We start from the raw sequence: 22,755 nt of genomic DNA on the forward strand, positions 1-22,755 counted from the left end.
ACGCCACGCATGGAACTCACCCCCGTCATGCGATCACGGCGATCGCGTTGATCTCGATCAGGTAGTCGGGGTGCGCGAGCTTGCTGACCTCGACCATGGTCGAGGCCGGCAGGGGTTCGGTGAAGTACTGCGCCCGGATCTCGTGGATCTTGGCGAAGTCCTCCATGTTGCGCACGTACACGTCCACCCGGCAGACATCGGCGAGCGTGCCGCCGGCCGCCTCGACCGCGGCCTTCACGTTCTCGCACACCTGCCGGGTCTGCTCGCGAACGTCCCCGACGCCGACGATCTCGCCGTCCGGCCGCCGCGCGGTCATCCCGGAGACGAACACCAGCCGCCCGGTCGCCTCGATCGTCGTGGCCTGCGAGAACACCCCGTTCGGGCTCCGCAGCGCCTCGGTCGAAACCTGTGTCTTCCCCATCAGCTCAACACCCCTCCCGCCGGTACGACGGCACCGACCGCGCGCGCCGTCTCGAGCAGCCCGTCCAGTCCCGACCGCTCGATCTGGACGCCATGCCGCCGCTGGTACGCCGCCCGCTCGGCCTCGATCTCCCCCGGCAGATGCAGCCGGCTCACGCCCGGAGCCGTCGCGCTCCCCCGGACCCGCGCAGCCAGCCCGGACGAGCGCTGGCGGAAGCTCTCCACGCCGCCCATCAGTTCCGGGTCGATCGCCAGGAACAAGTGCGCGCAGTCGTTCGGCCGGTCCGGCTCGCGGTACAGCGGGCGGACCTGATCGCCCCAGCCCCCGCCGCTCAGCACGCCGGTGAGTACGTCGATCATCAAGGCCAGACCGAAGCCCTTGTGACCGGCGGCCGGCAGCAACATTCCGAGCACGGCCTCGTCCGGGTCCGTGGTCGGCGTACCGGAGGCATCCGTCGCCCAGGTCTCGGGAATCGACCGCCCGGCCGAGGCCGCGAGCCGGATCTTGCCCAGGGCAACCGCTGACAACGCCATGTCCAGCACGATCTCCACGCCGGCCTTGGTCGGCACCGCGACCGCCAGAGGGTTGTTGCCGACGATCCGCTCGGCGCCGCCCGGAGCCGGCATCAGCGGAGTGGTGTTCGACATTGCGATACCGATACACCCCGCCTTGCCGGCCTGCATGGCCCAGCGGCTGGCGGCTCCGAAATGGTGTGCGTTGCGGACCGAGACCAGGCCGATTCCGTACCGGCCGGCGCGCTCGACCGCGTGCCCCATCGCCTGCGGACTGGACAGTTGCCCCATCCCACCGCGTGCGTCGGCGACCATCGCGGCGCCGGCGTCGAACAGGATGTCGAGCTCGCGCTCCCGGGTGACGCCGCCGGCGTTCAGGCGTTCGACGTACATCGGGACGAGCATCACGCCGTGCGAACTGACTCCACGCAGGTCCGCCTCGACCAGCGCGGAAGCGATCTCGTTCGCGTCGGCCAGCTCGAACCCGAGCGCCGTGAAAACGCTCGAAACCGTGGCAGCCAGCCAGTCCGGCCGGACCAGCACGCGACGATCCGCGTCCGAAGCTTGAGCGGTCATCGGGCCTCCCGGCCTGGACTGAGGAGCGCAGGGAGCGAAGCGACCGGAGCGACGAGGGAAGGCCGGGAGTCAAAGCCCGATGACCACGCCGGCGCCGAAGGCCCGGCCAAAAGCACTGTCACCGCTTCTCCTGGGCCCAAGGCAACAAGATGTGCTCGAGGAGCACCAGGCCGTAGAACAGGATGATGCTCATCACGCTGAGCAGCGCGATCGCGGCGAACGCCAGTGTGGTGTCCGCACTCGCGCCGGACTGCTGGATCACGTACCCGAGTCCCTTGGTGGCACCAACGAATTCGGCGATCACCGAACCGATCACGGCCAGCGAGATCGCCACCTTGAACCCGGTGAAGATCTGCGGCATCGCGTACCGCAGCCGGAGCTTGAAGAACTCCTGCGTCCGGGTCGCGTTCAGCGACCGCATCAGCTCGACCAGCTCGGTCGGGGTCGACTTCATCCCCTGCGCGGTCGAGATGACGATCGGGAAGAAGCACATCAGCAGCACCATCACGACCTTCGGCCACTGACCGAAGCCCATCCACACCACCAGCAGCGGCGCGACCGCGACCTTCGGGATCGAGTTCACCATCAGCAGCAGCGGGTACACCAGCCGCTCGAGGATCACCGAGCGGACGATCACCAGCGCGATCGGCACACCGATCACTATCGCGAGCAGGAAACCCTCGATCGTCTCGAGCAGCGACGTACCGGTCTCCGACAGCAGCTGACCCGGCTGGTCGAAGAACTTGACCAGCACGTCCCACGGCCCCGGCAGCAGGAACGGCTCGATCGAGAACACCACCGTCGCGCCCCACCACAGCGTGATCGCGGCCACCAGGCCGATGATCGGGAGTACGACGGCGGCGACCGGAGAGCTGGTCAGCCAGGATCGCTTCGTCATCGCGGCACCTCGTCGACCGGACGTACGTCGGCCTTCTCCGAAAGCAGCGCATGCAGCCGGCCACTGATCGCCGCCACCTCGGTGAGGTGCGCGTCCTGGCCGAGGCTGCGTGGCCGTGGGATGTCGATGTCGACGACCTCCCGCATCCGGCCCGGCCGAGGCGTCAGCACGACCACCCGGTCGGCCAGCACGACGGCCTCCTCGATCGAGTGCGTGACGAACACGATCGTGGTGGACAACTCCATCTTGATCCGCTGCAGCTCCTCGGACAGCTCGGTCCGGGTCAGCGCGTCGAGCGCGGAGAACGGCTCGTCCATCAGCATCACCTGCGGATCCCGCATCAGCGACCGGCACAGCGACACCCGCTGCTGCATGCCGCCGGACAACTCGTGCGGCAACCGCCGCTCGAACCCTTGCAGCCCGACCAGCTCGAGCAGCTGATGAGCACGATCGCGGTACTCCGCTTTGCCGCGGCCACCGCGGCCTTTGTCGATCTCGACCGGCAGCATCACATTCGACAGCACCGAACGCCACGGCAGCAGGGCCGGGCGCTGGAACATGAACGAGACGTCCCGGCGCGGTCCGGTGACGGGCTCACCCGCCACCTGGACCGAGCCGGACGTCGGAACCAACAGTCCCGCGATCAGCCGGAGCAGTGTGGACTTGCCACAACCGGACCGGCCGATCAGCGTGACGAACTCACCGCCACGAACGTGCAGGTCGATCTCCTCCAGGGCGGTCACCGAGCCCTCGCGCCCGTCGAAGACCTGCCCCACACCGTTCAGGCGAATCATCTGTGGTCAGACACCCCTAGCTCTTCGGAGCCAGGCTCATCGTGACGACGTCGGCCGGGGTGATCGACCCCTTCTCGATCGCCTTGGACTGCTCCAGCAGCGAGATGATCGTGTTCACCCGGTCCACCGTGACATCGCCGAGCGGGCCGTTGAAGGTCTTCGGCTTGGTGAAGTCCTTCATGATGTCGAGCTCGGCGGTGGCGACCGCGAGATCGGTGTCCGGCACGTACTTCTTCAGGATCGCGGCCGACCCGGCCGGGTCCGTGACGGTGTCCTGCAGGCCCTTGAGCAGCGCGCCGGTGAACTTCTTCACCTGGTCCGGGTGGTCCTTGGCCAGGTCCGACCGGGTCAGGATCGCGTTGCCGTAGAGCTGCGGCAGCACGTCGCCGTACGACAGCGTGACGGCCTTGCGGTGCTTCGGGTCCGCCTTCTCGATCAGCGGCTTGCCGACCACGAACTGGCCGATGCCCTGCACCTTGCCGGCGGCCAGCAGCTTCGGCAGGGCCGGCGGCGGGGACGGCAGGAAGGTGACCGACTTCGGGTCGATGTGGACCGCGTTGGCGTAGACCGGGAACATCACCGTGTTGGTGGAACCCGGCTGGTCGCCGATCTGCTTGCCGGGCAGGTCCTGCGGCGTCTTGATGCCCAGGCCCTCCAGCGACATGATCGCGGCCATCGACTTCTGGTGGATCATCCCGACCGTGGTGACCGGCAGCTTCTGCTTCGCCAGCGTGATGGCGATCGCGGTGAAGTCACCGATGCCGTAGTCGGCCTGACCGCCGGCGACCAGCTTCATCACGTCGACGGTGCCGGTTCCGGGACTGATCTTGACGTCGAAGCCGGCGTCCTTGAAGTAGCCCTTGTCCAGCGCGACGTACGCGTACGCCTCACGGCCGAAGGTGTTGAACGACGTCAGGTAGCTGACCTTCTGCAGCCCGCTGTCGGCTTGCTTGTTGTTGTCACTACCGTTGCACGCACTGACCAGAGCGAGCCCCAGGACCGCCATCACCGCGATGACGGAACGCCTCAACCTCATATCGACCTCTCTCGTCCCGATATTTGATCAAACATCAAATATAGAAAGGTGGTCAATCCGCCCGCGGGGTCTTCACGGGGACTTAACGTCCGCCGTGCCGGGTCCTCGCAGTGCATGCTGGCCACCCGTCCTGGAGCCGTTCCCCATACCTGTCCGTAGCCGGACGGGCACCCGCCCCGACCACAGACCGTACCTGCCTGAGCAGCAGATCGCGACGCCCCCAAGGGCTGAACCGGCCCGGGCAGCGTCAAATTTACGTAAACCCTCAACTTCTTGGTGAGCCAGCCCACTCCGGCGGGCCGGGAGCACAGGTTTTCCTCCGATCACTCCGGGGAGGGAGGTGACACCGTCCCGGCCCTGACACGATGAGACCGTGACGGAGGTGACGGCGCCGGTGAAGAGACGGCGATGGCGTGCGGTCGGCCGGGCGATCGGCAGTCTGTGGCGCACGTCGACGTACCTGCGCTGGGTGTACCTGTTGCTCGGCGCGGCGCTGGTACTGGCGTTCATCCTGGTGGACAGCGCACTCGGTGCGGTGGTCAACGGCCTCGGGCTGCCGAAGGTTGCCACCGGCATCATCTGGGTGCTGATGGGCCTGGTGCCGCCGGTCGTGCTCGGAATGCTGCCCGCGGTCCGCGAGGTGGAGGGCATCGCGGTCGAGTCGCTGCTCGCGGTGCGGTTCGAGGAGCGGCCGCTCGGGCCGGCCCGGACCTGGCCGCAGCGGCGGCGGACGGTGATCTGGTTCTGCCTGCACCTGGTCGCCGGCGGGGTCGTCGGGATCCTCAGTACGATCGTGTTCGGCATCGGGGCGATCTGGCTGGCGGCGCCGTTCCGTTCGGCCGGGACCCGCGACATCGTCCCCGGGAAGACGTACGAGATCCACGGCAACTGGACCGATCTCTGGATGCCCGCGGCCGCGATCGGCGGTCTCGCCGGACTGTTCCTACTGTCGGCTGCGGTCGGCGCGCTGCTGGCGTACCTGGCGCCGCGGGTCCTCGGCCCGACCGCGGCGGAGCGGATCGAGCTGCTCGAGAAGCAGACCGCAACGCTTGCCGAGCGCAACCGTCTCGCCCGCGAGCTGCACGACAGCGTCGGGCACGCGCTCAGCCTCGTCACCATTCAGGCAGCGGCTGCTCGTCGAGTGCTGGCGACCGACCCAGAGTTCGCCGAGACCGCGCTGGCCGCGATGGAGACGTCGGCGCGGGCGGCGCTCGCGGATCTCGACCACGTACTCGGCCTGCTCCGCGACGACCGCCGACCAGGCTCCCGGACCACGCCACAGGCCACGCTCGGCGGCCTGGACCGACTGGTCGAGGCCACCCGAGCCGGCGGGATCACGGTCGAGGTCGACCGGTCGGGCGATCTCGACCAGCTGCCGGCCGCAGTGTCCCGGGAGGCCTACCGGATCGTCCAGGAGGGCCTCACGAACGCGATCCGGCACGCGGGACGGCCAGCCGGAGAGCTCGAGGTAGATCTGTCGATCCGGCTGGACACCTCCGGCCTGCGGCTATCGGTGACCAACCCCATCAACGGCAAGTCGGACCACACCGGCGGCGGCCGTGGACTGGCCGGGATCCATGAAAGAGTCGCCGTACTGCACGGCACCGTCGACGCCGGCCCGGTAGCGGCCGCCGACGGTGAGGCCTGGCGCCTCGCGGTCCGGTTACCGATCAGCATGACGAAGGGATGAGATGAACCTGTCGGTGGTCGTGGTCGACGACGAGCCGCTGATCCGGAGTGGGTTGCGGGCCATCATCAACGCCGAGCCGGATCTCACGGTCGTCGGCGAGGCCGGTGACGGCGCGGAGGTGCTCCCGGTAGTTCGTCGTACCGGCGCCGACGTCGTACTGATGGATGTCCGGATGCCCGCGGTGGACGGCATCCAGGCGACCCGGCTGTTGCTGGAGAACCTCGACCCGGCGCCGCGCGTGCTGGTCGTCACGACGTTCGAGAACGACGACTACGTGTACGACGCTTTGCGGGCCGGTGCGTCCGGGTTCCTGCTGAAGCGGACCCCGCCGGACGAGATCATCGCGGCGATCCGGACGGTCGCGCGGAGCGAGTCGCTGCTGTTCCCGGAGGCGATCCGGGCGCTGGCGCTGGCCCACGTCGGGGCGCAGCCGCCGCGAGGCCTGGACCAGTACCAGCTGACCGAGCGGGAGCAGGAGGTCCTCCGGCTGATGGCGCGCGGTCTGTCGAACGCCGAGATCGCCGAAGAGCTCATCCTCGGGCTGCAGACGGTCAAGACTCACGTCGCCAACGTGCTGTCCAAGCTCAACGCACGGGACCGCACCCAGGCAGTCATCCGGGCCTACGAATCAGGCTTCGTCCCGCTGAGCTAGGTGTTAGCGGGGTCGTCCGCTTCGGCGAGCGAGCAGGCGTTGTGCAGCGGGTCGACGGCGTTGGCCTTCATCGCCACGCGCTGCAGGAGCATCCGGAAGCTGGCGCGCTCCGACTCGTCGAGGATGCCGAGCACCTCTTCCTCGGTGCTGCGCAGACGGCGCTCCAGGTCGCACAACGTCTCGAAGCCCTGCTCGGTCGGCGCGATCAGGCGCGCGCGACGGTCGGCGGGGTCGGGCCGACGCTGCACCAGGCCGGCCTTCTCCAGGTCGTCGAGCAGGTAGGTCATCACGGTCCGGTCGACGCCGAGCTGCGCGGCCAGATCGAGCTGCCGCTTCGGGCCTTCGGAGCTCGTCGTCGCGAGCACCTGATACCCCCGCGGGCCGCCGGGCAGGCCTTCCAGCGCCGCCGCGGACGTCTTCGCGTACCGGCGGAACACGACGCCGAGCTGCCAGCCGAGGTCGGCCTCCACCGGCGCAGCGCCGGCGGCCGATGGCTCGATCCCTCGAGCGACGCGGGCCGCGACCTCGGGCGAAGTACTGGACATGGCTCCATCGTACGTGGTGTATGCCACCCGGAATACGATCTGACTTGAATATGTTCTGTCTGACAGATTATCTTCGAAGCAGCTCAACACGAGCACGCCCCCTCAACTCGATGGAGACAGAACTTATGAGCACCCTGCTACGCGTCGATGCCAGCATCCGGCTGGACGGTTCGGTGTCCCGCGCCCTGGCGGACAGCGCGGAGGCCGCCTGGAACGCGGAGCACCCGGACGGTGTCGTGGTACGGCGTGACCTCGGTCAGCACCCGCTGCCCGCGACCGTGTGGCCGACGCTGGCCGCGGCCCAGGTAGGACAGGAGCCGGTCGCGGATTCCGACCGGATGCCGCTCGACGAGGCAAAGGCCATCGCCGCCGAACTGTCGGCCGAGATCACCAACGCCGACGCGATCCTGCTCGCCGTACCGCTGTACAACTACGGCATCGCCCAGAACGCTAAGACCTGGATCGACCTGCTGCTGATGGACCGCGACCTCGCCTTCGGCTCCCGCCCGCTGGCCGGTCGGCCGGCGATCTTCGCGATCGCCCGCGGTGGCGGCTACGCCCCGGGTACGCCGAAGCACGGCTGGGACCACGCCACGCCGTACCTCGAGCGGGTCTTCGCCGACCTGTTCGGAATGAACATCCGCACTGCCGCCGCCGAGCTCACCCTGGCCCCGGTCACCCCGGGCATGGAAGAGCTGATCGACGCCTCCAAGGTCTCGGAGTCCGAGGCGCACGTGGAGGCCGAGAACCACGGCACCGTCGTCGCCCGCCAACTGATCGGCCACGCGGCCTGACCGGACCGCCGCCACTCACCAACTGCCGCTCGGGGCCTGGTTTCGGCCGGGCCCCGGCGTGCGTCAGGTCGTTGATCAGTGACCGGGGTCCGCTTCCCAGGTCGAGAGGGTGACCGACAGCGTGGCGATCGTGGGCTCCCGGAGTACTGCGATCTGCTGCATGAGCTCGCGGTAGTTCACGTGCCGCGCGCTCGGCGTCATCAGCACCAACTGCTCGACGGCCGTATGGTCGAGCCGCATCGTCTCCTCGATGAGCTCGCTGCCGGTACGGACGAACTCCCCCGCGAGCGACTCGTGCAGCCGCCGCTCCTTGTCCTCATCCACGCTGACCAGCCCTAGTACGTCGACCAGTTCGGCGAGATGCTGCTGGTTCGGCGTGACCACGAGCAGTCGACCGGTTGGCGCGAGTACCCGAGCCATCTCGGCGGCGTTGCGTGGGGCGAACACGTTGAGCATCAACTGAGCCGACCCGTCGATCAGCGGAAGCTCTCGCCATGCGTCGCACACCACGGACGCGATCCGTGGATTGACCTTCGCTGCGCGCCGGGCGGCGAACTTCGACACGTCCAGCGCGATCCCGCGCCGCCGCGGAGCCAGACCCAGGACACCGGACAGGTAGTAGCCGGTGCCGGCGCCGACCTCCACGACCAGGTCGTCCTCACCGAGGTCGGCGGCGAGGATCAGCGCGTCGCGGATCGGCGCGTAGTGCCCGGTGCCGAGGAAGACCGTGCGGGCGCCGACCATCGCGGCCGAGTCGCCGTCGATCCCGTTCGAGGCCGTGGGCAACAGATTCAGGTAGCCCTGCTTGGCCAGGTCGTACGCGTGCCCGCGCGGACAACGCGCCGTACGGTCGTCCAGCGCGAGCCCGTCAGCACAGACCGGGCAGCGCAGGACGGCAACTAGGTCAGGCTCCACCGGGCTAGGTTATGTCGCGGCTCGTGATCCTTGCCCAGGCTGCCGTGTAGAAGACGGCCAGGTAGCCCGCTTGCAGAAGCAGGTTGCGGACGATCTCGTGCCAGTACGGCGGATCTCGGAGCAGGTCGGCGAACGACTGCCAGCGGTAGATCAGCAGCCACGGATGGATCGCGTGCAGCTGCGGGATCGCGGTCAGGATGCCGAGTACGACGAACGTGCCGAACGTCGCCGCCATCGCGGCCAGCGGCGTGGACGTCAGCGACGAGATGAACAGGCCGATACCGGCCAGCCCGAGCAGCGACAGCGAGATCACGATGGCGATCCCGAACGCCCGGAGCAGGCCGTTGCCGAGCGAGACCGTCGAACCGGACAGCAGCAGTACGTCGCCGACCGGGAACAGGATGAAGCCGACGATCAGGCCGGAGATCCAGATCGTCATCGTCGCGGCCAGGCAGAACACGGCCAGCGCGACCATCTTGGCCGCGAGCAACCGCGACCGTCCGGCCGGGGCGGTGAGCAGGCTGCGCAGGGTGCCGAGGCTGGCCTCGCCGGCCAGCGACTCCCCCGAAATCACGGTCACCGCGGTCGGTAGGAAGAACGGCAGCGACAGCCCGAGACTGGCGACGATCAGGAACAGCCCGTTGCCGGCGATCTGACCGATGAACCCGTCGGTGCCACCTTCGGACCCGGTGATCTTGATCGCGATCCCGATCAGCAACGGAACGGCCGCGAGCACCCCGAGCCCGACCTGGGTCCGGGCCCGGCCGAACACGAGCCGCAGCTCGGAGATGAACAACGCCAACGTGTGCCGCCCGGCACTAGGCCGTACTGCGACCGCAGCGTCTGCAGTTGCTTCACTCGGCGACATCGAAGCCTTCCCCGGTCAGCGCCACGAAGGCGTCCTCGAGGCTCGGCCGTTCCAGCCCGAAGCCGTGAATGCGTACGTCGGCAGCCACCAGCGCCGCCGCGAACTTCTCGATCGGCAGCTCGCCGGGGTCACCCTCGACGGTCTCCTCGGATGTCTTCAGCTCGGTCACGCCCATCCCCTGCAGGGTCTCGGCCGCGGCCCCGAGGTCCGGCGTACGCACGATCAGCCGTGGACGGAGCTCGGAGCGGAGATCCGCCACCGTCGACTGCCGCAGCAGCTTGCCGCGGCTCATCACCGCGGCGTGCGTGCAGACCTGCTCGACTTCGGCGAGCAGGTGAGTCGAGGTGAAGACCGTCGTACCGTCGCCGGCGAGCTCGCGGATCAGGTGCCGGACCTCGCGGGTGCCCTGCGGGTCCAGACCGTTGGTCGGCTCGTCCAGGACGAGCAGTTCGCGCCGCTGCATCAGCGCGACGGCGATCGCGAGCCGTTGGCGCATACCCAGCGAGTACGCGCGGACCTTCTTGTTGGCCGCGTTCGACAGGCCGACCCGCTCCAGCGCCTCACCGGCGCGGGCCTTGCGGGTCTTCGGGTCGGCGGTGCGGTCGGCCGCGTCGAAACGGAGCAGATTCGCCTGGCCGGACCAGAACGGGTAGAACGCCGGTCCTTCGACCAGCGCTCCGACCCGGGGCAGGACGCGGAGGTGCGCCTTCGGCATCGGCTCACCGAGCAGCTCGACCTCACCGGACGTCGGCGCGATCAGGCCGAGCAGCATCCGGATCGTCGTCGTCTTCCCCGACCCGTTCGGGCCGAGGAAGCCGTACACGCTCCCGGCCGGCACCTCGAGGTCGACCGCGTCCACCGCCACCTGCCCGCCGTGGAAGCGCTTGGTCAGCCCGCGGGTGACGACCGGTGCGCTCACGGTCAGCGGGGAGCCTTCGCCGCGGCGGCCTGCAGAGTGTCCGGCGTGACCAGGCCGACGAAGACCCGGCCGTCGTCGGTGATCAGCGCGCTGATCATCTTGCTGGTCACGATCTTGCCCGTACCCCACGAGCCCTGCACGGAAGGCGCCTTCGCCAGCAGCTGGCCGAGCGGTCCGCCGGTGAGTCCGCCGGTCTGTGCGCCGCGGATCATCGCCACGCTGTCCCAACCGGTCCCGATCACGGTCGGCTTGCCGGCGTTCGCCGTACCCGGCTTCGTCGGCTTGATCAGACTCGGGTTGCCCGGCCTCTGCGGGATGCTGTGCGGGCGCTCGGCCTTCGACGGCACCTTCTCGTCGGTCACCTTCACACCCTTGGGCGGGGTGAACGTGAACGAGCTCGCCGACGGTACGTCGAACGACACCGAGGTGAAGCCCAGCTCGACCGCCGGGTCGTTGCCGGTGCGCGGCATCACGGTCACGTCCAGCGGGACCCAGGTCTTCGAGTCGATCGCCAACGTCACCGAGCCGACGGTCGACTTGTCCGTCTTCGGCACCAGGCGCAGCTTGTACGCGTCCCGCCCGGCGACCTTCTCAGTGCCGCTGACCTGGACCTTGGTGGTCGGGTCGATCGCGGTGAGGATCTGCTTGGCCACGGCCTGCGGGTCGTAGGACTGCGGCAGTGTCTTCTCCGGCTTCGCCTTCGAGTGCGCCGGGAGGGTCAGCTTGGTGGCTTCCCGCTTGGACGAGTCATATGCCCAGGCGGACGTGCCGTCGCTGGTCCACAGCCGCTCTGCCTGGGCGTCGAGGATGGAGACCTTCGCCTTGTCCGGGCTGGCGAACGCGACCCGCGCGGTGTGGTCGCCGTTGATCAGGGCGAGGACCTGACTGGCGCCCTGCATGCCGTCCGCGCCGTCCATGCCCGGGATCGCGGGCAGGCCGAGGTCGGTGGACGAATGCACCGTGCCGCTCAGGCCGTCGACCTTCGCGGTCTGCACCTTGGCGAGCAGATCCTGTGCGGTGATGGTCGGCAGCTTCGGCGAGGCGTCCGCGACCACCGGCCCGAGTGCCCCCACCCCTGCCACTACCGCGACTGTCGCTACCGGAACCAACCACCGTCGACTGCGCTGCGCTACGCCCATGTGACCAAGACTCGCACCCGCACCGGGCTGAACCAAGTGTCTCGGGGTCCGTTCACCCAAAAGAGTGAGTCCGGCGTACGACCGTGGTCGTACGCCGGACTCAGAAACGTCTCAGCGGGACTGCAGGGCGTCCAGGGCGACCGTCATCGCGGCCGCGACGCGGAAGTCCAGCCGCTGGTCCTGCACGGTGATCCGGTAGCGGTCCCGGATCGAGACCTTCCGCTCCACCGACAGCACCGGCTGACCGCCCGACCGGTCGGTGAAGTCGAAGTGGAAGATGAACGGCAGCGGGATCTCGCCGACGAACGGCACGAACTCCCAGACCCGCCGGAGGACCGCGATCGTCGGGTTGCGCTCGGTGCCGTCCGCGTCCAGACCCGGCGCGCTCAGCTGCCAGCTGGACCGGAGCAGGCTCTTGCCGAACTCCTTCTTGAACCAGCCGATCGACTGGCCTCCTGCGTCGAACACGTCGTACCCGGAACCCAGGTCGATCGTCTTGCGGGCCTTGAACGAGAACACCGGCTGGGTCTTGGTGTCGTCGGTGTAGAACGTCACCTGCTCCTTGAAAGCCATCCGCTTCTGCTGCGCGAACGCGAGCAGCGGCCCGTCGCTCCCGTCCGGGTTGGTGGTGATCAGCTCGTACTTGTTCGCCATCAACGTGACGCGCTGCTTCATCGAAAAGGCGGGGACGTACATCGGTGCCTCAGAACTCATGGGGTGGAGTGTGTCAGACCACAGGCCGACGCACCGACCTTCAAGCCGCGGGCGAGTGCCTCCGCGCACTCCGACTCTTCGGCAAGCTGTACGACGAGTTGGCCGACGCCCTGCAGTGCGAGGTCGCGCGCGATCTCGACTCCGAACTCGACCGCCTCGGCCGGCGTACGCGCGGGTCGCCACAACACACCGAAGTCGGCTCGCGGCTTGTCTGCATGGAGATCGACAACGAGCGCATCAGCTTCGTCCAACTGCGTCGCATCACCGCCAACGATCACTCTGACTCTCTGTCCAGACGCCGGTACTGCGTTCTGTCCGGCCTGCAACGCGTCATCGACGATCGACGCGTCGCGGCGGCCCCACTCCTCGTGGTGGATCGCCCACGCCAATGGACGGCGTTTGGCCCAGCCTGAACGGACCAGCTCCGGTGCGGCGGCGAACTCGTCGACGTACCCGATGCAGAGATAGCCGACCAACTCGATGTGTGCGGGCAGGTCGAGGACGCCGGCAACCTCGGCCGGTTCGAAGAACGAGACCCAGCCGACGCCGAGTCCTTCAGCTCGAGCGGCCAGCCAGAGATTCTGGATCGCGATCGCGGCGGAGAACCAAGTAGTCCGGGGATCCGCGTGCCTCCCCAGCACGTGTCGTCCGCCGCGGCCGGGATCGCACGTGACCGCGATGTTCATCGGGGTGTCGAGGATCGCTTCGATCTTCAGGCCGTCGAAAGCAGCCCGCCTATCGTCCGGAAGCGATGCGGCGAACGCGTCCCGCTGGGCGGTCGCGAGATCGTGCACCTTGCGGCGGGTCGCGAGATCCCTGATGACGAGGAAATCCCAGGGCTGGCTGAGGCCCACACTCGGCGCTCGATGCGCCGCTTCCAGGACCCTGGTGAGCAACGCGTCGTCGATCGGTACGTCGAGGAATCCCCGGCGTACATCGCGTCGCTCGGCGATCACGCGGTGCACGATCTCGCGCTCCGCTGGTTGGTAGCCGGGTGCGGGCAGGCGGCCGACCGCTACCGTCGCGTTCGCGCTCTGCTGCTTGGTGACCACGAGCTGCGCGCCGACTGCGAGGACGGCTGCTTCGGCGACGCTCGGCGTACCTGTCAGATCCTCGACTTGGATGCTCGGGGTTGGTGCCGGTTGGTCGGCCAGCTCGTCGGTCGAGAGGATGCGCAGCTCGGCACCTAGTTGCTCGACCAGCTGTTGGAGAGCGGGCTCTGTTTCTCTGCCCTTGCGTGTCACTACTAGGTGCACGTTGCCTGTGAGGTCGTGCAGGGCGCTGGTGACGAGATCGCTCAGTTCGGCGTACGGCGTGCCGGAGCGGAGTCCGACGCCGATGACGAGGTTCATCGGCGGGCCGCCGCGACCAGGCGGGCCGGGACGTCGGCGGTGGCGGTCCAGTGGAGGTGCAGGTACGACGCGTGGACGTGCGGGAGGGTGATGCCTTCCATGCCGTCGGGGAGGTACCAGGCGGGGTGTACGTCGGTGTCTAGGTCGATCGCGGTGCGGTGGAACTCGTGGCCGCGGACTCGGCGGCCTTCGGCGAAGAAGTCGGTCGCGGTGGCGGCGATCGCTGTGCGGTAGCCGAGGGTCAGGCGGGTGGTCATTCGGCCGGTCGCGGGGAGTACGCCGGTCATCGGGTGGCCGTCGAGTTCGCGGCAGAGGTAGAGGAGGCCGGCGCATTCGGCGATGACGGGGAGGCCGTCGGCGACCTCGGCGGCTACCTGGTCGCGGAGTTTGGTGTTCGCGGACAGGGCTTCGGCGTGGAGCTCGGGGAAGCCGCCGCCGAGGTAGAGCGCGGCGGTTGCCTCGGGCAACGGATCGGTCAGCGGGTCGAAGGTGACGACGTCGGCACCGGCGGCGGTCAGGAGCTCGGTCGTCTCCGTGTAGTGAAAGGAGAAAACGGGGCCACCGGCAACAGCAACCACCGGCCGGTTGAGCTCAGGTCCAGGCGGCGGGACCTCCGTGCTCGGATTCCAAGGGATGACTTCGTGAGGTGTAGCGGACTTGGCTGCGGTGACTACGGCTTGTAGGTCTACGCCTTGGTGGACGAGTTCGGCGGCTGCGTCGACAGCTCGCTCGGCCTGGTCTCGTTGTTCGTTGGCGGGGATCAGGCCGAGGTGCCGGCTGGGGACGGTCAGGCGGGTGTCACGTCGCAGTACCCCGAGCACCGGCACTCCGGTCGGCGCGATACCTGCCCGGACCTCGGTCTCGTGCCGATCCGACCCCACCTTGTTCAGGATCACGCCGACGATCCGTACTTCGGTGTCGAAGGCAACAAACCCCTGGACGACCGCACCGACACTCCGCCCGGCCGCCGACGCGTCCACCACCAGCACGACCGGTGCCTTCAGCAACTTCGCGACATGCGCCGTCGACGAGAACCCTTCCGTGCCGAGCGCCCCGTCGTACAAACCCATCACGCCTTCGACGACAGCGATGTCCGCCCCCGCCGAGCCATGCTCGAACAACGGAGCCACCCGCTCCTCCCCCGACAACATCGGGTCGAGGTTGCGCCCCGGCCGACCAGTCGCGACCGCGTGGAAACCAGGGTCGATGTAGTCGGGCCCGACCTTGAACCCGGCGACCGTATGCCCGGCCCGCCGCAGCGCCGCCATCAGACCGACAGCGACCGTCGTCTTCCCCGCACCCGACGACGGCGCCGCCAGCACGATCCGCGGGATCACCACTCGATGCCCTTCTGGCCTTTCTGGCCTGCATCCATCGGGTGCTTCAGCTTGGTCATCTCGGTGGCGAGGTCGGCGGCGTCGAGCAGCTTCGGGTGCGCGTCGCGGCCGGTGATCACGACGTACTGATGGCCGGGGCGGTTGACGAGAGTGTCGACGACCTCGTCCACGTCGACCCAGCCCCACTTCATCGGATAGGTGAACTCGTCCAGGACATACAGATCGTGCGTCTCCGCGGCGAGCCGGCGCTGGATCTCGCGCCAGCCCTCGAGGGCGTCGGCGGCGTGGTCCTCCTCGGTGCCGGCCTTGCGGGACCAGCTCCATCCCTCGCCCATCTTGTGCCACTCGACCGGCCCGCCCTGGCCGGTCGACTCGTGCAGCTCACCGAGCGCCTTGAACGCGCTCTCCTCGCCGACCTTCCACTTCGCGCTCTTCACGAACTGGAAGACCCCGAGGTTCCAGCCCTGGTTCCAGGCCCGCAACGCCATCCCGAACGCGGCGGTCGACTTCCCCTTCATCTCACCGGTGTGCACCATCAGCAACGGCCGGGTACGGCGCTGGCGCGTGGTCAGACCGTCGTCCGGTACGGCGACCGGTTGTCCCTTCGGCATCTCAGGCCACCTTCCGATCGGTGACCGTACGCACAAGGTTGCCAGCAGCAACGTCTCCGAGATCGAGGTACTCGGCGCCGAGGTCGGCCGCGAGCTCCCCCGCCAACCCGAGCCGGACGCCACGATGCGGCTCACAGTCCACCACCACGGTCGCGATCCCGTGCTGGGCCAGCCATCCGGCGGCTTGGCGGGCGCGGGCGAACGCGTTCTCGCCGTGGGTGGCGCGGCCGTCGGTGACGAGCACGAGGAGCGGACGTCGACGGGGATCGCGGATTGCGGCAATCCGCAGTACTTCTGCTGCTTGAAGGAGCCCTTCGGCGAGCGGGGTGCGACCGCCGGTCGGGAGGGATTCGAGCCGTCGTACGGCGGTCTCTACGCTGCCCGTCGGCGGGAGGGCGACCGTGGCCGTCGCGCCGCCGAACGTGACCAGGCCGACGGTGTCACGCCGCTGGTACGCATCAAGCAGGAGCGAGACGATCGCGGTCTTCACCTCGCCCATCCGCTTCTTCGTCCCCATCGACCCGGAAGCGTCGACGCAGAACAGTACGAGGTTGCCTTCACGCCCTTCGCGTACGGCGAGTCGTACATCGGACGAACGTACGGCGAGCCCCGCGCCGACCCGCCCCCGAGCACGCTGATGCGGCGCCGCAGACCGAATAGTCGCGAGCAAGTGCGGCCGCCCGGACTCCCGCCCGGCGCGCGCACGATCACCCACCACCCGCCCAACCTCAGTAATAGCCCGAGACCGCCGCCCGGCCACTCCCGCACCAGCAGATTGGACGCTCAGCAGCCGAGCCTTGTACGGCTCCGAACTGCCGGCGACCTGACCGCTCGGAGCCGGACCAACTGCCGCTTCCCCCGCTTCACCCGGTTCACCCTCGGATGATTCGGAGGGGTCTACTCCTCCGCCAGGCCCGCCGCCGGGATCTTCAGGTCCGTCGTCCGGATCCTCAGGCGGGGTGCTGTTGTTGATTGCTTCTTCCAGCTGGTCGTCGTCCAGGCCCGGGGCGTCGAACGGGTTGCGGCGTTTCCGGTGCGGGAGGGCCAGCTTGGCGGCCGCCCGTACGTCTTCGACCTCGACGACGGTGCGACCAGACCAGGCCGCGTGCGCCACCGCCGTACGCGCCGTTACGAGATCCGCACGCATCCCGTCGACGTCGAACGACGCGCAGATCTCGGCGATCTGCCGGAGCGCCGAGTCCGTCAGGATCACCTCCGACAGCAGGTCGCGCGCCTTCACGATGCGCTCGGCGAGCTCCCGCTGCGGACCGTCGTACCGCGCGACGAAGTCCTCCGGACCAGCCTCGTACGTGAGCCGCGCCCGCATCACCTCCACGCGTACGGCGGGATCCCGGCTGGCAACCACGTCCACCGTCAAACCGAACCGGTCGAGCAACTGCGGCCGCAGCTCACCCTCCTCCGGGTTCATCGTCCCGACCAACACGAACCGCGCCGGATGGGTCACCGAGACGCCATCCCGCTCAACAGTCGCCCGCCCCATCGCGGCAGCATCAAGCAGTACGTCGACCAGATGGTCATGCAGGAGATTGACCTCATCGACGTACAGCAACCCCCGGTTCGCCGCCGCAAGCAGACCAGGCTCGTACGCCGTAACGCCTTCGGCCAACGCCTTCTCCAGATGCAGCGAACCAAGCACCCGATCCTCGGTCGCCCCCACCGGCAACTCGACCAGCCGCGCCGGCCGTACCGTCTCCTCGCCCGTATGCGGACCATCCAGACAATCCGCGTCCGGCCGCTCAGGGTCACACGAGAAGCGACAACCAGGTACGACGTCCACCGGCGGCAGGATCTCGGTCAGCGCGCGGACCGCGGTCGACTTCGCCGTACCCTTCTCGCCCCGGATCAGCACGCCGCCGATCGCCGGCGAGATCGCGGCCAGGATCAGCGCGAGCTGGAGGTCCTCCATGCCGACCACGGCGGTGAACGGGAATCCGGTGGAAGCTGCAGGCCGCATCGGCGGTGGGTCCCTTCGTCGAGCGGGTGTCCACGCCCGCTACGGCTGGTACGCCGTACCGCGGAGACCGCGACCCGGCGGACGACCGCGGATGTCCTGGCTTCCGGGAGGCAGCGAACTGCCTCCCGGTCACAGTGGCGGGACCGCCCCGGACTCCCAGCCTCAGCCAGTCACCGGTGTTCCTCCACAGCCGTCGCGCCGATCATGGCACACCTGGCCGACCTCCCGGGGCGCGGGTGATCACCTGGGCCGTACCGCGTTCCACAGGTAGGTGTCGCGGCCGAACATGCCGCCGCCGGCCGCCAGTTGCTTGTCGTCGGACTCGAACGCCACGTGCTGACCGTCGGCCGAGATGGCCGGGCCGACGCTGCCGATCCGGCCTCCGAACGGGTCGGTCTGGTCCTGGGCACGGGTGATCCAGACCAGGGAGCCAGTCTTGCGGTCGAGCCGGAACACGTCCGCCAGGATGCCTGAATCCCCACTCGTCAGGAGCGCTGGTGTCGAGAACGTCACATACCTCCCGTCAGCGGAGACGCCACTGCGGAAGACCGGACCGACGGCCGTCGAAGGTTTGCCCTGAGCATCGGCCGAGATCAGTTGCAGCCGGTTGGTGCGCAGATCACGCAGCCAGACGTTCGGGATCGGGTCGATGCCGACGCCGAGCCAGGAGATCTGGGTGAAGACGACGTACCGGCCGTCGTTCGAGAAGCTCGGATAGGCGGCCTCGACGATGATGGACCGCGGGTCATGCGTCGCACCCAGCGAGACCGGTCGGGTCTTGTGCGCCGTGCGATCGCGGACGTACAGGATGATGTCGGTGCTGGGCGGCGACGGCGGGACCGGCACCAGCTCGGCCGGCGTCCCGAACGCGACCAGGCTCCCATTGCCCGAGATCGCGGACAGATTCGAGAAGACGTCGAGCTGACCCCCGTCGGAGCTCACCGAGACCCGCTCGGTCCGCCGGGTCCGGAGGTCGCGGACGAACACGTCCTGGGTGTCGTTGGTGTCGCCGGCGACCAGGTTGGTCGCGGCCGACGTGAACGCCACGTGGCTGCCATCGGCCGAGATCTCCGACCCGATCGAGCTCAGGTTGCCCTGACCCTGGCTGCCCACCGAGACAAGCGTCGTACGCCCGGTCTTCAGGTCGCGCAGGAAGACATCGCCTTCGCCGCCGTTCGTGTCACCGGGGACCAGGTTCGAGGCGAACGAGGTGAAGGCGACGTACCGGCCGTCGGCCGAGATCGACCCCTCCCGGCTCTCGCCGTTCCCCTGCACGCCACCATCGCCGACCGAGACGCGGGTCGTCCGCCCACGGACCAGGTCCCGGACGAACACGTCCCGCTGACCATTGGTGTCGCCGGGCACAAGATCAGTGGCGTACGACGAGAAGACGACGTACCGCCCGTGGGCCGACACCCCCAGCCCTTTCTGCGTCCCGGCGGCCGACTCACCATCACCGCCGACCCCGCCCGGCGTGATCGACACCAGGTCGATCGAGTCACCCGACTGGTTACCGGCGAGCGCCGGCGCACTGGCCCCTCCCCCGACAACCGCGGCGACGGCAACTGCTGCGAGAACAGTTCGAATCGGCCTCTGGACAAGGCGAAAACTCTCCATGATGTCCCCCTTCGGACACCAACTGAGATGCGCCGCAAGACGCCGAAGTTATGCCTTCAAAACACTCAAACGCTTGGAAGCTGGGACGGGTGGTGCGAAGTGGGGCTGAGGTGTTCACTGGGTATGCATGGGGGGTCTACGGCCCGATCATCGCTTCGCCGGACGCGTTGCCGAACAACAGTTTCTCGGCGAAGTACTGCGTGATGCCGTGGCCGGACGTCCGCGCGCGATCGTCGTCCATGGCGAAGCCGGCATCGGCAAGACGCGACTGATCCGTGAGACCTGCGGAGGTTCGCAGCTCCAGGTCCTCTGGGGTTCCTGCGTGCGCTTCGGCGGCGCCTCGGTTCCGTTCGCGCCGATCATCGGACTGCTGCAGGACTGGCTGGCTCGGGCGGATACCGGCGAACGAGCCGAGGTGCTCGACGGGCTCGACGGGCTGGCTGCGTTACTGCCCTCGCTCGGAGGCAGCACAGTCGCCACGACCAGGCTGCCCGTCCTGGTCGATCTGGCGACCAACCGGATCGCGAAACGACGTCCGACCGTGCTGGTCGTCGATGATCTGCAGTGGGCCGACGTCGCGTCGCTCGACGTGTTGTCGTACCTGATCGCCGGCTTCCGGGACCAGCCGCTGGTGCTGATCGCGACCAGCCGGACCGAGGAGCGACCGGAAGGTCATCCGCTGCATGCCTGGCTGGCGGACATGCGGCGGATGCCGTTGTACAGCGAGATCCGGTTGGAGCCACTGGACCTGGATGCCACCAGCGCTCAGATCGAAGGCTTGCTGGGGACAGCGCCTGACCCCGGGCTCGTCGCCGAGGTTCTGGCCAGGTCGGACGGAAATCCGTACCTGATCGAGCTGATGGTCCGCGGTCTGTCCGGATCGGAACGCACCCTCCCCGCGATCGTCCCGGTGGCGCTCCGCGAAGCCCTGCTCGCCGCCTGGCACAGCCTGTCCGACGAGGCGCGGCTGGTGACCAGGATCCTCGCCGTCGGCGGCCGGCCGACGTCATCCGCCGTACTGACCGAGGTCGCCGCCGGCCATGGACTGAAGGCGGACCTGATCGGTCATTGGCTGTCGGAGGCGCAGGATCGCGGCGTGGCGACCGCCGCCGGTGGTAGCACCTGGTGGTTCCGGCACCCGCTGCTTGCCGAGGTGCTGTACGACGGACTGTCGCCCGACGAAGCCGCCGACCTCCATGCCCGCTACATCCGGGTGCTGGACGAGCGGCCCACTGAGGTGACGGCCGCTGACCTCGCCGTCCACCATGAGAAGGCCGGCGACATCGATGCCACGTATCGCTGGTCACTCGTTGCGGCGGATCAGGCAGCGCGACTGCGGGCACCCTCGGAAGAGGCGATCGAGCTCCGCCGGGCGTGTGCGGTCTGGCAGTCGGTGTCACCGGCCGTCCGCGGAACGCTCGACGACAGGATCGGACTGCTACGACGGACGGGCCTGGTGTGCGATCGAGCCGGCCGGCCGGACGTTGTGGTGACGCTTCTCACCGAGGCTTTGAGCCTGCTGGACCAAGCGCAGGACCCGGAGCTGGCCTGCGAGCTGATGATCGTGCTGGCAAACGGTCGCTGGCAGTCGACAACTCCCGGCTCGGCGGACCTGGAAGAGATCCACGCCGCGATTGCACTGACCGAGGACAACCCGGACAGCGCTGGGCGCGCCAGAGCCTTCGCCGAGCTGGCGGAGTACGAGGACATGTACGGCATGCCGGACAGCACGGGCCATGCGGAGGAATCCGTCCGGGTCGCGTTGCGGTCGGGCTCGCCGGCGGCTCTCGGCAGGGCACTCTGCGCCCGCGCAGCCGTGTACGACAGGACAGCGCCGCTGGATTCGCTCGCCGACGCGGATCGCTCGGAGCAGTTGGCACGGTCCTGCGGCGATCTCGACACCTCCGTCAACGCCGGCATCTGGCGCTTCGACGCCCTGCACGCGCTCGGCCGGCGAGGCGACGCAGCTGACGTCACGCGCGCTGCCTACCAGGACGCCGTCGCAGCCGGCGCCGGCATCTGGGCCTACTTCCTCGCCTACCAGGCCGCCCTCGAGCTGATCGACCTCGGCCGCTGGAACGAGTGCCGGGCGATGCTGCGATCAGCCGTGGCGGCACGCTGCAACGGCATCCCCGGAGCAGGGATCAGGTTGGCCGCGAGCCTGCTGGCGGTCCGATCGGGGCGGATCGAGGAGGCGCGGCAGCATTTCGATCGGGCCCTGGAGCTGGTCTCCGAGGACTTCAACCCGCTCCGCCCGGTGATGACCGTCGCCGGTATCGAACTGATGAGCGCCGAAGGTCACGTCGCCGACGCCGTGAGCTGGGCTCGCCCCCGGCTGTCCGTTCCCGAATATCCCGAGCCGGACGACGACGAGGCGCTTCCGGTGTATGCGTTCGCAGCGGCCGAGACCGCCCGGGACGCCGGTCAGCACGGCCTTGCGGCCTCGGAGTCGGTCGACAGCGTTCTTGCCGACTGGGCGTGGGAGCCGTTCGCCCACGCCCTCGGCGGGGTGGACGCTCAGGCGATGAAACGGGCGCTGGTGGCGGCCGAGCTGGCCCGCTGCCGCAACACCGCGGATCAATCCGACCTCTGGCGTCAGGTCATCGAAACCGCGAGTACGGCGGGAAGTCGCTGGCACGAGGCCGTGGCCCAGTGGCGCTGCGCCGAAGCGAGCTTGACGAGCGGCTGGCCACCGTCGAAGGCGGCCGATCTGCTACGACACGCGCATCTCCGCGCGGTCGAACTCGGTGCCCGGCCCTTGCAGACCGAGATCGAGTCGCTGGCCCGCCGATCGAAGATCGATCTCAGCGCGCCGATCCCGGTCGTGCACGATGCCGGCGACGCACGGTTGGCGGCGCTCACCGAGCGCGAGCGGGAGGTGCTGTCGTTCCTGGTGGCCGGCCGGTCCAACGGTGAGATCGCGAAGGAGCTCTTCATCAGCGACAAGACGGTCAGCGTGCACGTGTCCAACATTCTTCGGAAGACCGGGACGACGAGCCGGGTGGCGGCCGCCGCTCTGGCTGAGCGACGGCCGCCGGGTCAGTGAACCTGCGCTGGATGACGACGCCGATAGGCCCAGAGGACTGCCAGGGCGATGCCGGCGCCACCGATGGCGCTCGCACCGGCCTGCACGGCCTCGGTGACGGCGTCGTCGACCTGGATCGTCGCTCCCGGGTCGTGGACAACCACGACAGGCGTGCGGTAGTCGTCCTCCGGGTCGATCGGGTACGCCGATGCCTGGACCGCGCCGGCCACGGCGAACCCGCAAGCCACGACGGGTACTGCGATGAAGGTGCAGATGTGCTTCACGGTTCCTCCTCACGGCGCGGATCGCCGTCTGTATTCACCGTGCGACCGGACCACCGGTCACCACATCGGGCGTTCCCCCTC

At 68.7% G+C, this 22,755-nt stretch carries 21 protein-coding genes and 1 riboswitch; of the genes, 4 read left to right on the plus strand and 17 right to left on the minus strand.

Features of this window, described 5'->3' with window-relative positions; translation table 11 throughout:
* Positions 1 to 25 precede the first annotated feature (25 nt).
* The 5 genes from EV650_RS09265 to EV650_RS09285 form a co-directional block, all read right to left on the minus strand.
* On the minus strand, positions 26 to 421 hold the full coding sequence (locus EV650_RS09265) for a RidA family protein (protein ID WP_134117305.1): 396 nt from the start codon (positions 419 to 421) through the stop codon (positions 26 to 28).
* Positions 421 to 1,509: an Ldh family oxidoreductase gene (locus EV650_RS09270; protein ID WP_134117307.1), complete on the minus strand. Its 1,089-nt coding sequence runs from the start codon at positions 1,507 to 1,509 to the stop codon at positions 421 to 423. Before EV650_RS09270 ends, EV650_RS09265 begins: the two co-directional genes overlap by 1 nt.
* A gap of 118 nt (positions 1,510 to 1,627) precedes the next feature.
* The gene (locus EV650_RS09275) at positions 1,628 to 2,407 is read right to left on the minus strand and encodes an ABC transporter permease (protein ID WP_134117310.1); all 780 of its coding nucleotides are present in this window, start codon (positions 2,405 to 2,407) and stop codon (positions 1,628 to 1,630) included.
* Positions 2,404 to 3,201: an ABC transporter ATP-binding protein gene (locus tag EV650_RS09280; RefSeq protein ID WP_134117312.1), complete on the minus strand. Its 798-nt coding sequence runs from the start codon at positions 3,199 to 3,201 to the stop codon at positions 2,404 to 2,406. The genes EV650_RS09275 and EV650_RS09280 overlap by 4 nt, the downstream gene beginning before the upstream one ends.
* A 16-nt stretch (positions 3,202 to 3,217) precedes the next feature.
* Positions 3,218 to 4,237, minus strand: a complete 1,020-nt coding sequence (locus EV650_RS09285; RefSeq protein WP_134117314.1) for an ABC transporter substrate-binding protein — start codon at positions 4,235 to 4,237, stop codon at positions 3,218 to 3,220.
* Positions 4,238 to 4,610: 373 nt separating this feature from the next.
* On the opposite strand from EV650_RS09285, the gene EV650_RS09290 reads away from it, so the two are divergent.
* Both EV650_RS09290 and EV650_RS09295 read left to right on the plus strand, forming a co-directional pair.
* A complete protein-coding gene (locus EV650_RS09290) occupies positions 4,611 to 5,927 on the plus strand; it encodes a sensor histidine kinase (protein WP_238174096.1) in 1,317 nt (438 codons plus the stop codon).
* Between the two features lies 1 nt (position 5,928).
* Complete coding sequence (locus tag EV650_RS09295; RefSeq protein WP_134117316.1) at positions 5,929 to 6,579, plus strand: response regulator transcription factor; 651 nt, start codon at positions 5,929 to 5,931, stop codon at positions 6,577 to 6,579.
* On the opposite strand, the gene EV650_RS09300 is transcribed toward EV650_RS09295, so the two are convergent.
* On the minus strand, positions 6,576 to 7,124 hold the full coding sequence (locus EV650_RS09300) for a MarR family winged helix-turn-helix transcriptional regulator (RefSeq protein ID WP_134117318.1): 549 nt from the start codon (positions 7,122 to 7,124) through the stop codon (positions 6,576 to 6,578). The genes EV650_RS09295 and EV650_RS09300 overlap by 4 nt on opposite strands.
* A 125-nt stretch (positions 7,125 to 7,249) precedes the next feature.
* Between EV650_RS09300 and EV650_RS09305 the strand changes: the two genes are divergently transcribed.
* Positions 7,250 to 7,918, plus strand: a complete 669-nt coding sequence (locus EV650_RS09305) for an FMN-dependent NADH-azoreductase (RefSeq protein WP_134119976.1) — start codon at positions 7,250 to 7,252, stop codon at positions 7,916 to 7,918.
* A gap of 75 nt (positions 7,919 to 7,993) precedes the next feature.
* Here the strand turns inward: EV650_RS09305 and EV650_RS09310 are convergent, their stop codons facing one another.
* From EV650_RS09310 to EV650_RS09355, 10 genes are all read right to left on the minus strand, one after another.
* Complete coding sequence (locus tag EV650_RS09310) at positions 7,994 to 8,833, minus strand: putative RNA methyltransferase (RefSeq protein ID WP_134117320.1); 840 nt, start codon at positions 8,831 to 8,833, stop codon at positions 7,994 to 7,996.
* 4 nt (positions 8,834 to 8,837) lie between these two features.
* Positions 8,838 to 9,701: an ABC transporter permease gene (locus EV650_RS09315; protein ID WP_134117322.1), complete on the minus strand. Its 864-nt coding sequence runs from the start codon at positions 9,699 to 9,701 to the stop codon at positions 8,838 to 8,840.
* On the minus strand, positions 9,688 to 10,620 hold the full coding sequence (locus tag EV650_RS09320) for an ABC transporter ATP-binding protein (RefSeq protein ID WP_238174097.1): 933 nt from the start codon (positions 10,618 to 10,620) through the stop codon (positions 9,688 to 9,690). Before EV650_RS09320 ends, EV650_RS09315 begins: the two co-directional genes overlap by 14 nt.
* Before the next feature lie 2 nt (positions 10,621 to 10,622).
* Positions 10,623 to 11,702, minus strand: a complete 1,080-nt coding sequence (locus EV650_RS09325; RefSeq protein WP_238174098.1) for a LolA family protein — start codon at positions 11,700 to 11,702, stop codon at positions 10,623 to 10,625.
* Positions 11,703 to 11,870: 168 nt separating this feature from the next.
* The gene (locus EV650_RS09330; RefSeq protein ID WP_238174099.1) at positions 11,871 to 12,473 is read right to left on the minus strand and encodes an LURP-one-related family protein; all 603 of its coding nucleotides are present in this window, start codon (positions 12,471 to 12,473) and stop codon (positions 11,871 to 11,873) included.
* The gene (gene bluB / locus EV650_RS09335; protein WP_134117324.1) at positions 12,470 to 13,825 is read right to left on the minus strand and encodes a 5,6-dimethylbenzimidazole synthase; all 1,356 of its coding nucleotides are present in this window, start codon (positions 13,823 to 13,825) and stop codon (positions 12,470 to 12,472) included. Before bluB ends, EV650_RS09330 begins: the two co-directional genes overlap by 4 nt.
* Positions 13,822 to 15,165, minus strand: coding sequence for a cobyrinic acid a,c-diamide synthase CobB (locus EV650_RS09340; RefSeq protein ID WP_238174100.1), 1,344 nt, complete (start codon positions 15,163 to 15,165; stop codon positions 13,822 to 13,824). The genes bluB and EV650_RS09340 overlap by 4 nt, the downstream gene beginning before the upstream one ends.
* Positions 15,159 to 15,773, minus strand: a complete 615-nt coding sequence (gene cobO / locus EV650_RS09345; RefSeq protein ID WP_134117326.1) for a cob(I)yrinic acid a,c-diamide adenosyltransferase — start codon at positions 15,771 to 15,773, stop codon at positions 15,159 to 15,161. Before cobO ends, EV650_RS09340 begins: the two co-directional genes overlap by 7 nt.
* 1 nt (position 15,774) lies before the next feature.
* Positions 15,775 to 17,748: a magnesium chelatase subunit D family protein gene (locus EV650_RS09350; RefSeq protein WP_134117328.1), complete on the minus strand. Its 1,974-nt coding sequence runs from the start codon at positions 17,746 to 17,748 to the stop codon at positions 15,775 to 15,777.
* 69 nt (positions 17,749 to 17,817) lie between these two features.
* Positions 17,818 to 17,955: riboswitch (cobalamin riboswitch) on the minus strand.
* Between the two features lie 33 nt (positions 17,956 to 17,988).
* A complete protein-coding gene (locus tag EV650_RS09355; RefSeq protein ID WP_134117330.1) occupies positions 17,989 to 19,365 on the minus strand; it encodes a TolB family protein in 1,377 nt (458 codons plus the stop codon).
* A gap of 127 nt (positions 19,366 to 19,492) precedes the next feature.
* Between EV650_RS09355 and EV650_RS41395 the strand changes: the two genes are divergently transcribed.
* Entirely contained in the window at positions 19,493 to 22,411 is a 2,919-nt protein-coding gene (locus EV650_RS41395; RefSeq protein ID WP_134117332.1) for a helix-turn-helix transcriptional regulator, read from the plus strand.
* Here the strand turns inward: EV650_RS41395 and EV650_RS09365 are convergent.
* On the minus strand, positions 22,405 to 22,674 hold the full coding sequence (locus tag EV650_RS09365) for a hypothetical protein (protein WP_130450647.1): 270 nt from the start codon (positions 22,672 to 22,674) through the stop codon (positions 22,405 to 22,407). The genes EV650_RS41395 and EV650_RS09365 overlap by 7 nt on opposite strands.
* Positions 22,675 to 22,755: the final 81 nt, after the last annotated feature.

The organism is Kribbella kalugense (assembly GCF_004365875.1).
GTDB classification, from domain to species: Bacteria; Actinomycetota; Actinomycetes; order Propionibacteriales; family Kribbellaceae; genus Kribbella; species Kribbella kalugense.